The sequence below is a fragment of the Bdellovibrio bacteriovorus genome (genome assembly GCF_002208115.1).
Taxonomy (GTDB): Bacteria; Bdellovibrionota; Bdellovibrionia; order Bdellovibrionales; family Bdellovibrionaceae; genus Bdellovibrio; species Bdellovibrio bacteriovorus_C.
The window spans coordinates 2,326,872-2,340,243 of sequence record NZ_CP020946.1 but is presented as its reverse complement, the minus strand read 5'-3'; the positions used below and the strand labels follow the sequence as shown (position 1 = coordinate 2,340,243).

Sequence of the window (13,372 nt, the reverse complement as noted above, 5' to 3'; positions counted from 1 at the left end):
GCTTTTGGGTGGACTTGACGTCACAGTCCACTGATCTAGACTTGGGCGGGAGGCCCGGCGTGAGACATAAAGCGATTCTGTACAGTGATTTCAATTGTCCGTTTTGTTACGCCCTTGAAGAACGGCTGGTGGCGCAGCACTTGGCCGGTTTTATCCAGTGGCGGGGTGTGCAGCATGCTCCCGAATTGCCGGTTCCGATGCAAATGGCGAATCTGGGGTTTTCTCAAAGTATCGAGCGGGAAGTTGTGACGGTGAAGGAACTGATGCCGGAAATCGACATTGCGTTTCCGATTGGAAAGCCCAATACATTGAAGGCCATTCAGTATTCCATCGCAGCCTCCCGGCAGGATCCGTTGCTGGGAATGGTTTTCAGACACACTCTGGCCCGGGAATTTTGGGTGAACGGCGAAGACATCTCCGATGAAAGTGTTATCAGATCTGTGGCTCATCAGTTTCAGTTTGATTCTGTGAGGGTCGACAGTGCCGCCGCATCCGAAGCCGACCGCTGGCAAAGAGAATGGCAGCATCTGGGCACAGGCTCTGTACCCACATTGGTCCGGGATGATGGTGAAGTGTTGCTGGGCTTGCAACCAGTGGAAGTGCTGAAAACCTTTTTCGGTGAATGACTGTTGATTTGCATTTGTGCCGGCATAGCTTTGAGTTCGCAAGCCCGCTTTGAGAAGATAGGTGTATTGCGAAGGAGGAACGGCCATGAAAAGCCACAAAGTGCTTTTTGTTCTGACCAGCACCGATCAGCTTGGCGACACCGGCCATCACACGGGCGCTTATCTTTCTGAAATAACCCATCCCTATGATGAATTTGTGCGTGCGGGATATGACGTGGATATGATCAGTCCCCTGGGAGGCAAAGTGCCCCTGGACGGTGTGAAGATGGACGATCCTCTGAATGCCACCTGGATGAATGATGAAGAGTTTCTTTCCAAGGTGGAAGGCACGATAAAACCCTGGCAGGTTTCCAGTCGGGACTACTGCGCGATTTTTTTTGCCGGTGGGCACGGGACGATGTTTGATTTTCCCGAAAATCTGCAGTTGCAAAAACTGACAGCGGAAATTTATGAAAACAATGGAGTGGTCGGAGCCGTTTGCCACGGTCCTGCGGCGCTGGTGAACGTGCGTCTGTCTGACGGGCAGTATCTGGTGAAGGGCCACGAGATTTCCAGTTTCACCAATGAAGAGGAAGAATTCGTCGGCATGGAAAAGTCGGTGCCATTTTTACTGCAGACGCGTTTGCAGGAGCGGGGCGCTCATCACACCTCCTCCCCGAAGTTTGCCGGGCACGTCGTGAAGAGTGGTCGCCTGGTGACCGGTCAAAATCCCGCCTCGGCCGCGGGAGTGGGCAAAGCCATGGTCGAAGTGCTTGAGTTCATCGAGGAAGGGCGCATCGTGCCGGAACAAAACTGGTGTGAATGGCACGAGCCCCGCCAGGACCACCGAGGTGTTCTGTGACGGCGGATTCGCGCATCATCGCAAAAAGCCCCCGTTTTTTGGAGGTGCTGGATCTGGCGCGTCTGGTGGCGGCCAGTTCTGCCAATGTTCTGATCACCGGGGAAAGTGGCACGGGCAAGGAGGTTATTGCCCGGCTTATTCATGATCAGAGTGCAAGACAGCGAAAAACCTTTGTGCCGATCAACTGTTCCGCCATTCCGGAACCTCTTTTGGAGTCGGAGCTTTTTGGTTATGCGCGCGGCGCTTTCACCGGCGCGATGAACGCCCGTCAGGGATTGTTTGAGGAAGCAGACGGCGGCACTTTGTTTTTGGACGAAATCGGGGACTTGGATCTGCATCTGCAGGCGAAGCTTCTGCGTGTGCTGCAGGAAAAGAAAGTCAAAAGAGTCGGGGAAAACCATTATCGCCCGTTGAATCTGCGTATCGTGGCGGCCACTCACAATGACCTGGAAGGCGATGTGCAGGACAAACGCTTTCGCGAGGATCTGTATTTTCGCCTGAAAGTGGTGTCGATAAAGATTCCGCCACTGCGTGAGCGCGTCGAGGATATTTTGCCTCTGGCTCACTATTTCCTGGATAAGTTCACGCGGCGTTATCAGATGCCCGAAAAGAAATGGGGCCGGGACGTCGAAGATTTTTTGCTGACCCGTCCGTGGATGGGAAATGTGCGGGAACTTGAAAACACGATTGAGCGGGCCGTGGTCTTAAGCCCGGCCGGCACCATCTCGCTGAAAGTTCTGCAGGATGATCTTCAGGTTCGGGAGTGCAGTCTGGATCAGATTTTCGAAAAGCTCCATCAGACCCAGGGGCGTTTTCTGTCCCTGGATGAATTGAACAAAGCTTACATCGAATATGTTTTGAAAACGAACCGGGGAGCCCGTGAAAAAAGCTCCCGCGATCTGGGAATTGACCGAAAAACGCTGTACCGGAAAACTCACGCGCCTCTTCAATGAAGATTTGCGGAAGGGCGTTCGGCTTCGGCGCGGGCGCGGTGCAGTTCGCCTTCGGTGCTGGATTCCGGGGCCGGAGAAGGACTGCTGGTGCGCTGGGCACGGCGAAGTTCACGTTCGCGAACAAAGTCCATCACCAGGGCCGACAGAGCGGCTTCCAGTGAACCGGCATGAAGCTCTTGCTGACGTTTGAATTCGATCTCTGCGGCTTCACGGCGTCGATCCGCGGCGCGCACACCGGGCCAGGCAAAGAAGTAGACATAGCTTAATCCGCCGACAGCCGCAGCGGTCAGGCACAGACTTGTGATCAAGGTTGAATTCCAGAACACGTAGCCGGTCGTGTCGTACTGACTGGTGGCTTCAGTGATGAACATAAAGACGCCGCCACAGACAAAGGCGATGGCCCCAAGGCCGGTCATTGACAAAAAGACCGCCGTCCGACTGCGGATGGTGATGGCGTCATAAATTTCCAGGGCGCTGTCCTTCAGACTGCGACGAGGTCTATGGCTGCCTTTTCCACCCAAACCCATGATGAAAGGAAGTATAAATCCTAACCACTTCATAGCATTCTCCTGGCTGAACAAAAGGCCCCTTGCGGGGCCTTTCCGATTAGTGTTTACGGTTGATAAGGGCTCCGGCCACAAAGCCTACTGCGGCGGCTCCGAGGATGGCATAGAAAGGATGGGCTTTCACAAGGTCCTCGGAAGCCTCGACTCCTTCTTTCACTTTTGATTCAACGGCATGATAGCGGTCGCTCCATGCGCTTTTTTCAAGCTCCTGAGCCACGTTTTCTTTGATGTCGCCCATTTTCTTTCTGAATTCGCCTGTAGTAGCTTCCATGGCATTTCTCCTTTTCTCATGGTTAATAGTACGAGCAATGCAACTCAAAGTAAGACGGTAGCAGCATTGGTGCCAGCCTCAGCTTCAACGAGACAGCAGTACACTGATTTTCAGAGGCAAATAGTCCCCGCTGGACTGGAAACTTGCCCCGCACCCGGTCTTTGCGTTAGCATGACGGCATGATTAAAACCTTCGTACTTGTTTCTGTCTTTTCCGCAATCGCGTATGCGAATCCCTGTCATGAAAATCGCGCGGCGCTGGATCTGGGCTCCGGCACCACCAAAGCCTATGTGGCCACGGTTGACACCTGTGAAAAGAAAATCGTGAATGTGTTGTTCGAGGAACGTTTGCCTCTGGCTTTCAACGAAGCACTGGAAAAATCTCCGGCCAGGGAAATACCGGATGCCACGGTTCAGGAATACACTCCGCGCATTGAACTGCTGCTGCAAAAAGTGAAAACCTACAACGTCAAACGCATCAACGCGGTGGCGACCTCTGTTTTCCGGGTGGCGAAAAACGGGCAGGCGGTGGCCAAGGGCATTTCAAAAAAACTTGATATCCCCATTGAGGTCATCAGCCAGGAACAGGAAGCGGAACTGGGTTACTGGTCGGCACTGGCGCAACGAGGCATCACCAACACCGACAATCTGATTGTCTGGGATATTGGCGGGGGTTCCATGCAGATGTATTCCCGGGAAAAAGGAAAGGTGCATATCTTTGAAGGGAATCTGGCGTCGGTCACCTTCAAAAACCAGATTCTGCAGGTGCTGCAGTTTAAGGACCCTAAAAAAGAATCTTCGCCGAATCCTTTTGCCCGGCAGCGCGAGGCTGCTTTGCAGTTGGCAAAGAATCATGCGTATCTGAATGTGCCGGCGTATTTCAAAGCCAAGGCGCCGACGGCCCGCTGGGTCGGAGTGGGGGGCGTGATCTCGATGTCCGTACAAAAACAGGTGCAGGCGGGAGGATCTGAGTTCACACAAAGTGCGCTGGAAGAAACCCTGAAAGTGCGTTCTCAGTTAAAGGATTCAGAAATTCAAAGTGAATACCGTATTTCAGATATTTCCAATCTGGCGCTGGTACTGGGTTACATGAAGGCGCTGAAAATTGAAAAAGTCGAAACAGCCCAGGCCTCGTTGGGCCAGGGCTTGATCTTTAAGAATTTAAAATAGCTGCGGCCGGGGATCTGCTGGGCATATCCTCTTTGGACAGCACCACGACCTCGCCGCCGTGGCGGATCACCTCGCAGGCGATATCATCCAGAATGTCGTCATCCTTGGCATTGGTTTGTTTTTCGTGGAAGGTGATCTGGCCGCTCTTGCGGTGCAATTCGCCCCAGATTTCGCTGTTGTTCTGTAAGAACAGCGTGCGCACGTTACCATTGATGGCGGCCCGGCTGATCTTCACCAGATCATCGATGACCTTCTTTTGATGATTCATCTTTTCCAGCTCATAGGCGGACAGATTGCGCTGCTGGGCCAGTTCCTTTTTGACATGCACCTGCGCCTGATGGATCAGGGATTCCATGCGGGGGGTGGTCTTGGAAGGGTCTATTTTAAAGAACACCGCACTGGGGTGCAGGGTGACTTCCTTATAGGTTTGAAACAGATTTTCGCCGGCAAATACAAACAGCGGAACTTGTTTGTATCCCGGCTCTCGGCTGATCTTGGCTTCAATCCATCGCAGGAATAATTTTACGCCGGATTTCTTTTTGCACTGATTGTCGTCCAGGCCGCGCCCGCGCATATGGCTTTTCAGGTGTGGGATCTGGGACGTTTCGGTTTCATCCAGATGTTTCCAGTGAATGCTGTTGCTGTGCTGTCCCTGATGAAACAGGAAGTTGTGAATTTCCGTGCCACTACCGCCGTCACAGTGAAGCAGCACCGCCTCTTGCGGAGTCAACGTCAGGATGTGATAGCTGCTTTCACCTTGCAGGTCCTCCAGCAGCGGTTTCAGGTGAAAGCTTTCGGCCACCACCACTTTGGACGGGACCGTGTGAGCTGCCACGTAGAAACCCTTCCAGTGTTTATTCACAAAGATGGCCATACCAAAATCAGAGCGCTGCAGATGTTCTGCCGGATTGAAAGAATACAGTGAATCCAGCAGGTCTTTCTTTTCACCATTTTTTGCATCCAACGACAACAAATGAGCCGCTCGTCGTACCAGGGTCTCGTACTCTAAAAGCAGAGTCTTATCAGGCATGCCCGGGATGTAAATCGAAATACACGGACCTTCATTCACAGAGGTCAGCATCAATAAATCATCGTGGGTGAGTTTTTCTAGCATGGGGAACTCCTGAGACGGGTGGGGAATCTCTCTATAATCCGATTTTTTGCGGGTGAACTCAAAGTGTCTTGTGACAGTCCAGTGTGAGGGGTCAGCTTGTGGCGTAGCGGTTGCAGCCGTTATAGTGAAAGGAGAATCCTCAACTTCCAAGAAAAGAGGACAGTCATGAAAACATGGATTGTAGTCGTCAATCGAGTTGAAGCAAAAGTTTTTGAAAGTGACGGTAAAGGACATAAAGGGGATGTGAAGTTCATCGAGAAACTTGAAAATCCCCGGGGACGCCTGAAATCCCAGGACATCAATGCTGATAAACCCGGATTTTCTCCAGGTGTGGCCGGTCACGGGGGCACCAAAGAAAAAGCCCAGTCACCAACAGACCGTGTGTCGCAGATGTTTGCTAAAAGGGTTTCCGAGTATCTGGAAGAAGCCCGTCATGCCAATTCATTTGACGAAGTCGTGCTGATCGCAGCACCGCAGTTTTTGGGTCGCTTGCGCGGTATGTTCAGTGGACCATTGAGAGACACCGTTTCCATGGAAATTCCAAAGGATCTGGGCCCGGCAGTCACCGGACCGGATTTGCGCGACAGATTGTGGCCGGCGCCGGAGGTGCGGTATGAACTCTGACTTTAAAAAGCCCCTGCAAAATCAGCGCGGTAAACTGGGATGGATCTTCCTGTGGCTGATCGGCATCCCGGTTCCCATTCTGCTGATTCTTTTTCTGATCCGGGGCTGCACTTAAAGGGGGGCATTCCAAAGCTGGAAGTACATTTTGCGGCTTTGCAAGAGCTCCTGATGAGTGCCGCTTTCCACCACGCCACCCTGGGCGACAACATAGATGTTGTCAGCCTGAGTGACGGTGGACAGGCGGTGCGCGATCACGATGGTCGTTCGTCCCTTTGTGGCCTCTGCCAGCGAAGCCTGAATAACCGCCTCAGTTTCATTGTCCACGGCCGAAGTGGCTTCATCCAAAATCAGAACTGGCGGATTTTTCAAAATTACACGGGCAATGGAAATACGCTGGCGCTGACCGCCGGACAGTTTTTGCCCGCGCTCGCCAATCACGGTATCCAGACCTTCCGGAAGCTTTTCAATAAACTCCATGGCGTGGGCTTTTTGGGCAGCGGCAAGAACGGCTTCTCGCGAGGCCCCCGGGCTGCCATAGGCGATGTTGTCATAAATGGTTCCATGGAACAGGAACACATCCTGGCTGACCAGGCCGATCTGGGAGCGCAGATCTTTCGGATCACAGTCGGCGGTGTTTTGACCGCCGAACAGGATTTTCCCTGCTGACGGCTTATAGAACCCCAAGAGCAGCTTTGTGACTGTGGATTTGCCGGATCCTGTCGGACCCACAATCGCCACGGTTTTTCCTGCTGGCACCTGTATGTTCACGTCTTTTAGTACAGGAACGCCGTTGCTATAGGCGAAATCAAGATGTGAAAACTCGATGCCTTTGCTGTGATCAAATTCACGAGGGGACTTGCTTGATTCAAGATTCACCGGGGTTTTGATCAGATCCAAAACACGGTCCGCGGAAGCCATCGCACGTTCAAACAAATCCACAGTGTCGGCAAGGCCCGTCAGCGGCCATAGCAGACGCTGGGTCAGGAACACCAGCACTCCATAGAACCCCACGTTCAGATCCCCGCGCAGAGCCATCTGTCCGCCCATAACGAAGGTGGCAATAAAGCCCATCAAAACGGCCATACGAATCAGCGGATTGAACGCCGAAGAAACCTTGATCGCTTCTTTGTTGGACTGAAGATAAGTCATACTGTCATTGGCAACTTTTTGGGATTCCAACAACTCTGAGGTAAAGCTGCGAATGGTCGCCATGCCGGAAATGTTGTTCGCCAGACGAGATCCAATCTGACCCGCTTTTTCACGGACATCCAAATACAGGGGGGCCGCGCGTTTCTGGAAATAGAAGGCGCCCCACAAAATCACCGGAATCGGCAGGAAGGCGAAGATGGCAATGCTTGGTGCCAGTACAAAGAACACAGCCCCGATCAAAACCACAGACGTAAAGACCTGAATCAGACTGTTCATGCCGCCGTTGAGGAAGCGCTCCAGTTGATTGATGTCATCGTTCAGGATTGAAACCAGACCGCCGGTGCTGCGATCTTCAAAGAAGGACATGTCCAGTCTTTGCAGATGATCATAGGCTTCCGTGCGGAATTCGTGCTGCAGGGACTGGGCAAGGCCGCGCCATTTTAGCAGCAACAGATATTCAAACAGGGATTCGCACATCCAGATCAGCAAAGTCAGAACCGAAAGAAGAATCAACTGATGTCCCGGGTCTTCCACACCCCATTTGGCCAGGAAGGATTTTTCCTGGTTGGCGACGACATCAATCGCGATACCGATTAAAATTTCCGGTGCGATGTCGAAAGTTTTATTCAGGAAAGAAAACAGACTTCCCAAATAGAAGTCACGACGGTGTTTCTTGGTGTAGGAAAAAAGGCGAGAGAAAGACTGGAATGAGCTTTTAGAGTGTGCCATGGTGAAATGTCTACACCTGTCCGCACTCAGGGTCTATCTCAAAATGCCACGTTCGCTTTAAGTGAAAGCTGAATGAACGAAAGCCCGGCAATTAACGCACGGGCAGGGTGTTTTGCAGACGTTGTGAAATCCTTGAAAGTACTGCGTGATAATCCCCGCAGTCTGTCACAATAGTTTGGGCGTGTCTTTTGGATGGCTCTACAAACTCGTCATGCATAGGGCGGACCTGAAGTTCAAATTGCTTTTTCACGCCTTCGGGGGTGCGGCCGCGCTCATGGACGTCGCGGTGCAGACGACGCTGAAAACGCAGGTCCTCTGGCGTGTCAAAAAAGACGGCTTCGTCCAGCTCGGCCCGCACTTCCTGCGAATGCAGAATCAAAATGCCATCGACAATGATGACCCGTTTGGGCCGTTCCAGCAGGGTTTCGCTTTTGCGGGAATGGGTGACAAAGTCATATATCGGGACATGCAGAGGCTGGCCCATTTTAAGGGTCTGAAGCCCCCGAGCCAGCAGGGTGAAATCCAAAGCCTGGGGATGATCAAAGTTCACCGAGCCCCCATCACCATCAAAACGTGCAGACTGGTCAATATAGTAGTTGTCCTGATAAAGGATGCTGCAGTTTTCAGATCCCAGCATCTTTTGCAGTTCTTTGGCGAAGTATGTTTTGCCCGAGCCGCTGCCGCCAGCGACTCCGATAATATGGGGACGACTCATAACACCTACTTGGTTTGGAACAGACGGTCTCCGGCATCACCGAGGCCCGGCACCAGATAGCCCATTTCGTTCATCTCATGTTCAATGTTAACGGTATAGACTTCTACATCCGGGTGATAGTGGTGAACTTTGTCCAGACCAGTCTGGCTGGTCAGAATGCTGATGACCTTGATCTGACCCACGCCATAGTTTTTCAGGCGGTCAATGGCGGCAATCATCGTGTCGGCCGTGGCGATCAATGGATCACACAAAAGCACGTCCTTGCCTTTGATGTCCTGAGGCATTTTGAAATAGTATTCCACGGTGTTTTGAATGAACTTGTCACGATAAATGCCGATGAACCCGGTGCTTGCAAAAGGCAGCATGGACAGGGCACCATCCAGCATGCCGTTTCCTGCGCGCATGATGGAGACCACTACGGGGGCACGCACAATGCGCTGGGCTTCTGTTTTGGCGATCGGGGTTTCAATGGCGATCTTTTCCATGTGCTGCCAGTCGCGCATGGCCTCGTAAACCAGAACCTTCGAGATTTCTTTGACGATTTCGCGGAAGTCCTGAGAGTACGTGTTCTTGTCGCGCAGGTAACCCAGCTTGTGACGAAGCAGGGGATGGTCGATGACTTTGACTTTTGAATTCACAAAATTCTCCTTAAAAAATAAACCTTAGAAAACCGTGCCGTCGCTTTCAATTTTCAGCGGCGGAGAACTGTCTGCACGCAGGGCTTTTGCGGCCTTGCGACCCGCCCACCAGGTGCCGCCTTCCAGAACTTTGGCCAGCGGGAATTCAGACGGGGATTTTTTCAGCTTGCTTTGAACCTGCTGGCCGATTCGATCCAGCAAAGACACGGTCAAACCGCGCCATTCGATGATCAGTTCTGAATCCGGACGATGGCTTTTTTCGGCCAGGCCCGGGTCTTTTAAAGAAATCAGACCGCGATCCAGCAGCAGGCCGCCGTTGCGATATTCCGCGAGGCCGGTCAGTTTTTCGACCTCGATGACTTCAAAGCCTGCTTCCAACAGGGGCTCAATCAAAGAATAGGTCATCCACTGGGACAACTTGTGGAAGGCTGCAAGGCCTCCGGGAACTTTGGAATAGTTCCACATATCCCCCAGATTGACACCCGCGACTTTCACGCGACCGGGCCAGATTTCACCCAGGCCATCAAGTACCGCGCGCAGCAACTGCGGTCCGGTGATTTTTTTTCCATATCGCAAGTGCAGATAGTCCACCAGACTGCCGGGACGGCCCCCCGGGAACAGGTCCTTTTTCTCGCTGATGGTTTTACCCAGATTGCGAAGCAGGGACAGTCGACCCTCGACTCCCACCAAAGGATTTTGGGCACTCACCTGGAAGACCTCGGAAAGCTTTTGAACGGTCAGGTGTTGCAAACCCTTTGCGGTGGCCTGCAAAGGCTTGTCGGCGTCATCAGAAAGCGCGCCTTCCATGAAAAGATAAAAGCTCGCGACTCCCAGGCCTTCAGAGCGGGCAAAATCCTTTTGGGTGCTCTGTTCATGGAAAGACCAGACATTTCCGGCGCCGGCATCCAGCAGCACGGAGGTGATCACCAGATCCAGCTTGATGCGGGCTTTTTCCAAAGAGTCAAATTTTTGAATCTGCTCCTGCAGGATTTTTATGCGATCAATGCCCCCGGCGCGGAAGTGCCCCCAGCGCGAGTGAAACGGAATTTCCAGGGCCGGATAATTTTGGCGGATGACTTCAATCACATAGTCCACCACCGGTTCGAACTGATCGTCATGATAGTGGAAATGCGTCTGACCGGATTTGGTCAGTTCCAGAATTTTTTCCGCACTTTGGCGGATGGCCAAAGGCGACAGCAGAAAATCCAGATCCTGGGCAGAGTAGGTGTGTGAGTTATTCATCGATGGGTCTCCCCAGAACTGTTTCCAGTTCCTTGGCGGTTTTGGTTTCGCCCGGATTGAAATAGCCGGCGGCTTTTTTTGCTTCGATTTCAACCTGCGCATCGGCTGGGATCAGTTCCGCAGGGATAGAAATGCGGTTCACGACTTCGATGCCGCTTTTGACGATGGCGTTGTATTTCATGTTGCTCATCGAGTGCAGGTTGTGGATTTTGGTGATGCCAAAGAAATGCAAAATGTCCGGCATCAGTTCCTGGAATCTGGCATCTTCGACCCCGGCCACACACTCCGTGCGGTGGAAGTAAGTCGATGCGGAATCGCCTCCCACCTGACGTTTTCGGGCATTGTAAACCAGGAACTTGGTGACTTCACCCAAGGCCCGGCCCTCTTTGCGATAGTAGGCGATCAATCCCACGCCACCGCGCTGGGCGGTGCGTGCGGCATCTTCAATGCCGTAGATCAGATAAGGTCGGCAGGTGCAGATGTCTGAACCAAACACGTCCGAGCCATTGCATTCGTCATGCACCCGGCAAGTCAGCTCGACTTTTTCGTTCGACAGATCCTGCGGGTTTCCGAAAATGTAAACGGTGGTGCTGCCAATAGGTGGTAACATCACCTTCAAATCAGGGCGGGTCACCAGTTCCGGGAACATACCGCCGGTTTCCTGAAACAGGATCTTGCGCAAATCGCCTTCGTCGACATTCAGACGTTTGGCAATGCCGGGCAGGTACCACACGGGTTCAAAAGCCACCTTGGTGACTTTGATGTCTTTGCTTTCCAAAATGATTTTTCCGTCAACTTTCAGGCGACCTGCATCGATGGCCTGATGGATTTCAGGAATTTGCAGATGCGCCTGGGTCACTGCGATCGTAGGGCGGATGTCATAGCCCGCTTCATAAAGATCTTTGAAGTGAATTGGAATATCCAAGCCCCAGGGATCGATGGACACGATTTTGTCCGGGTCTGACCAGGACGGGAACGGCCCCATGCGCACCGGACTGTCGGTGTTGTGCAGATCGGGTTTGTGGGTGGTGGAATAAGACCCTTGGGCAATGGAAAGCGCACGATAGACAGCATAGGATCCGCTGTGAGTTCCGATGGCATTTCTTTGTTTTACATCGGTTAAAGAACCAATGACCGGACCGCGCTGCATGGGGTTTTTGACACCCCAGTGAATCGGCAGGCTGTCCTTGAACACCTGGCTTGAGTGAGAGGTCAGAATAACGTGGGCTGATCTTTTCATCTTATAAATCCTTTTTTAAGACATCCAGTTGCTGTCGTCTTGTTTTTCCCATTTCATTGTTACTTTTTTGGTGTTGGACCAGAAATCCAGGGACTGCTCGCCGGTGATGTCGCCATGACCAAACTTGGAAGCATTCACGCCGCCGAAAGAAAACGGCTCGCGCGGCACCGGAACTCCGACGTTCACGCCGACCATGCCCGTGGAGGCCTGACGAATGACTTTTTCAGCCAGGCTGCCACTGGAAGTGAACACCGAGCAGGCGTTGCCATAGGGATTGCTGTTCTCAATTTGCATGGCGTGAGTGATGTCGCGGCAGCGGATGATGCTTAGAACCGGACCGAAGAACTCCAGTGTCGCGGCTTCGCTGTTCGGTGCGACATTGTCCATGATGGTGGGACCTATCCAGTGACCGTGATCCAGGCCCGCCGGCGCCGGAGTGTTTCGACCATCCAGTAAAATTTTGGCGCCTTCTTTTTCGGCGCGGGTGATGGCGTCTTTCAAAAATTGCACTTGCGATTTCGTGATGATGGCCCCCATGTCTTTTCCAAGAACCAGGGACTGGGCGCGCTGAATGATTTTTTGAATATGATGATCGACGTCGCCGACGGCCAAAACCACCGCCGCAGCCATGCAGCGCTGACCGGCACAGCCAGTGAATGAATCACTGATGCCAGCTCCGGTCAGTTCAGGATTTGCGTCCGGCAAAAGGACGATATGGTTTTTAGCGCCCCCCAATGCCAGGACCCGTTTTCCCAAAGCAGTGCCACGCTGATAAACTTGCTGGGCCACTTTGGTGGAACCCACAAAGCCCACAGCTTTGACCTGAGGATGATCAATGATCGCTTCAACGGTGTCTTTGCCTCCGTGCAGAACCTGGAACAATCCATCCGGCAGCCCGGCTTCCTGAAGGGCCGCGGCGATTTTCATCGATGTCAACGGCGTCTTTTCAGAAGGTTTCCAGATATAGGCATTTCCCAAAGTCAGAGCGATAGGGATCGTCCACATGGGAACCATTGCCGGGAAGTTGAAGGGCGTGATATTTGCGATGACTCCCAAAGGTTCGCGGCGGAATTCACAACTGACTCCGCGCGAGACTTCCATTTTTCCACCCAGATCCATGTTTTGCAGGGACAGGGCGTACTCCAGAACTTCGATGCCCTTCATCAGGCCGGCTTTGCCTTCAGCAAAGGTTTTTCCAGATTCAGAACTTTTTAAGTGGGCAATTTCATCCAGATCGCGCATCAGGATGTGACGGAAGTTGAACATGATTTTGGTGCGTTCTTTCAAAGGCACATCGGCCCAGGTTTTTTGGGCCGCATGAGCTTCCTGGACAGCCAGATCGATGTCTTTGGCGGTGGAGGCATGAAGGCCACCGATGATTTGTCCATTATAAGGACTGACAACCTCCATCGCCGGGCCGGAACCTTTTTGGAATTTTCCGCTGACAAAATTTTGGCAGGGGATGGGAGTGGTCGGAATTTTTACGCTCATGAAT

General features: G+C 52.6%; 15 protein-coding genes. 6 read left to right on the top strand and 9 right to left on the bottom strand.

What is annotated here, in order from left to right:
* Window positions 1-59 precede the first annotated feature (59 nt).
* The 3 genes from B9G79_RS11230 to B9G79_RS11220 all read left to right on the top strand — a co-directional run bounded on the left by B9G79_RS11230 (window position 60) and on the right by B9G79_RS11220 (window position 2,420).
* Window positions 60-626 carry a DsbA family oxidoreductase gene (locus B9G79_RS11230; RefSeq protein WP_088565581.1) on the top strand — a complete coding sequence of 189 codons (567 nt, stop codon included), beginning with the start codon at window positions 60-62 and terminating at the stop codon, window positions 624-626.
* Between the two features lie 85 nt (window positions 627-711).
* A complete protein-coding gene (locus B9G79_RS11225) occupies window positions 712-1,467 on the top strand; it encodes a type 1 glutamine amidotransferase domain-containing protein (protein ID WP_088565580.1) in 756 nt (251 codons plus the stop codon).
* Window positions 1,464-2,420, top strand: a complete 957-nt coding sequence (locus B9G79_RS11220; RefSeq protein ID WP_088565579.1) for a sigma-54 interaction domain-containing protein — start codon at window positions 1,464-1,466, stop codon at window positions 2,418-2,420. The genes B9G79_RS11225 and B9G79_RS11220 overlap by 4 nt, the downstream gene beginning before the upstream one ends.
* Here B9G79_RS11220 and B9G79_RS11215 read toward each other — a convergent pair.
* The gene (locus tag B9G79_RS11215) at window positions 2,414-2,980 is read right to left on the bottom strand and encodes a hypothetical protein (RefSeq protein WP_088565578.1); all 567 of its coding nucleotides are present in this window, start codon (window positions 2,978-2,980) and stop codon (window positions 2,414-2,416) included. The genes B9G79_RS11220 and B9G79_RS11215 overlap by 7 nt on opposite strands.
* Window positions 2,981-3,026: 46 nt before the next feature.
* Entirely contained in the window at window positions 3,027-3,257 is a 231-nt protein-coding gene (locus tag B9G79_RS11210; RefSeq protein ID WP_088565577.1) for a glycine zipper domain-containing protein, read from the bottom strand.
* A 179-nt stretch (window positions 3,258-3,436) separates the two neighbouring features.
* Between B9G79_RS11210 and B9G79_RS11205 the strand changes: the two genes are divergently transcribed.
* Entirely contained in the window at window positions 3,437-4,426 is a 990-nt protein-coding gene (locus B9G79_RS11205) for a Ppx/GppA phosphatase family protein (RefSeq protein ID WP_088565576.1), read from the top strand.
* Here the strand turns inward: B9G79_RS11205 and B9G79_RS11200 are convergent.
* Window positions 4,410-5,540, bottom strand: coding sequence for a baeRF3 domain-containing protein (locus B9G79_RS11200; protein WP_088565575.1), 1,131 nt, complete (start codon window positions 5,538-5,540; stop codon window positions 4,410-4,412). The two genes, B9G79_RS11205 and B9G79_RS11200, sit on opposite strands and share 17 nt — an antisense overlap.
* A 165-nt stretch (window positions 5,541-5,705) precedes the next feature.
* Here B9G79_RS11200 and B9G79_RS11195 point away from each other — a divergent pair, with 165 nt between their 5' ends.
* Together B9G79_RS11195 and B9G79_RS18500 are read left to right on the top strand one after the other, a co-directional pair.
* A complete protein-coding gene (locus B9G79_RS11195) occupies window positions 5,706-6,164 on the top strand; it encodes a host attachment protein (RefSeq protein WP_088565574.1) in 459 nt (152 codons plus the stop codon).
* Window positions 6,154-6,279, top strand: a complete 126-nt coding sequence (locus tag B9G79_RS18500; protein ID WP_269768113.1) for a hypothetical protein — start codon at window positions 6,154-6,156, stop codon at window positions 6,277-6,279. The genes B9G79_RS11195 and B9G79_RS18500 overlap by 11 nt, the downstream gene beginning before the upstream one ends.
* On the opposite strand, the gene B9G79_RS11190 is transcribed toward B9G79_RS18500, so the two are convergent.
* The 6 genes from B9G79_RS11190 to B9G79_RS11165 form a co-directional block, all read right to left on the bottom strand.
* Window positions 6,276-8,042, bottom strand: a complete 1,767-nt coding sequence (locus B9G79_RS11190; protein ID WP_088565573.1) for an ABC transporter ATP-binding protein — start codon at window positions 8,040-8,042, stop codon at window positions 6,276-6,278. The genes B9G79_RS18500 and B9G79_RS11190 overlap by 4 nt on opposite strands.
* Before the next feature lie 91 nt (window positions 8,043-8,133).
* A complete protein-coding gene (gene udk, locus B9G79_RS11185; RefSeq protein WP_088565572.1) occupies window positions 8,134-8,757 on the bottom strand; it encodes a uridine kinase in 624 nt (207 codons plus the stop codon).
* 5 nt (window positions 8,758-8,762) lie between these two features.
* Window positions 8,763-9,395 carry a uracil phosphoribosyltransferase gene (upp, locus tag B9G79_RS11180; RefSeq protein ID WP_088565571.1) on the bottom strand — a complete coding sequence of 211 codons (633 nt, stop codon included), beginning with the start codon at window positions 9,393-9,395 and terminating at the stop codon, window positions 8,763-8,765.
* Window positions 9,396-9,419: 24 nt separating this feature from the next.
* On the bottom strand, window positions 9,420-10,637 hold the full coding sequence (locus tag B9G79_RS11175; RefSeq protein WP_088565570.1) for a URC4/urg3 family protein: 1,218 nt from the start codon (window positions 10,635-10,637) through the stop codon (window positions 9,420-9,422).
* Window positions 10,630-11,877, bottom strand: coding sequence for a GTP cyclohydrolase II (locus tag B9G79_RS11170; RefSeq protein ID WP_088565569.1), 1,248 nt, complete (start codon window positions 11,875-11,877; stop codon window positions 10,630-10,632). The genes B9G79_RS11175 and B9G79_RS11170 overlap by 8 nt, the downstream gene beginning before the upstream one ends.
* Window positions 11,878-11,892: 15 nt before the next feature.
* Window positions 11,893-13,368 carry a CoA-acylating methylmalonate-semialdehyde dehydrogenase gene (locus B9G79_RS11165; RefSeq protein ID WP_088565568.1) on the bottom strand — a complete coding sequence of 492 codons (1,476 nt, stop codon included), beginning with the start codon at window positions 13,366-13,368 and terminating at the stop codon, window positions 11,893-11,895.
* Window positions 13,369-13,372 lie beyond the last annotated feature (4 nt).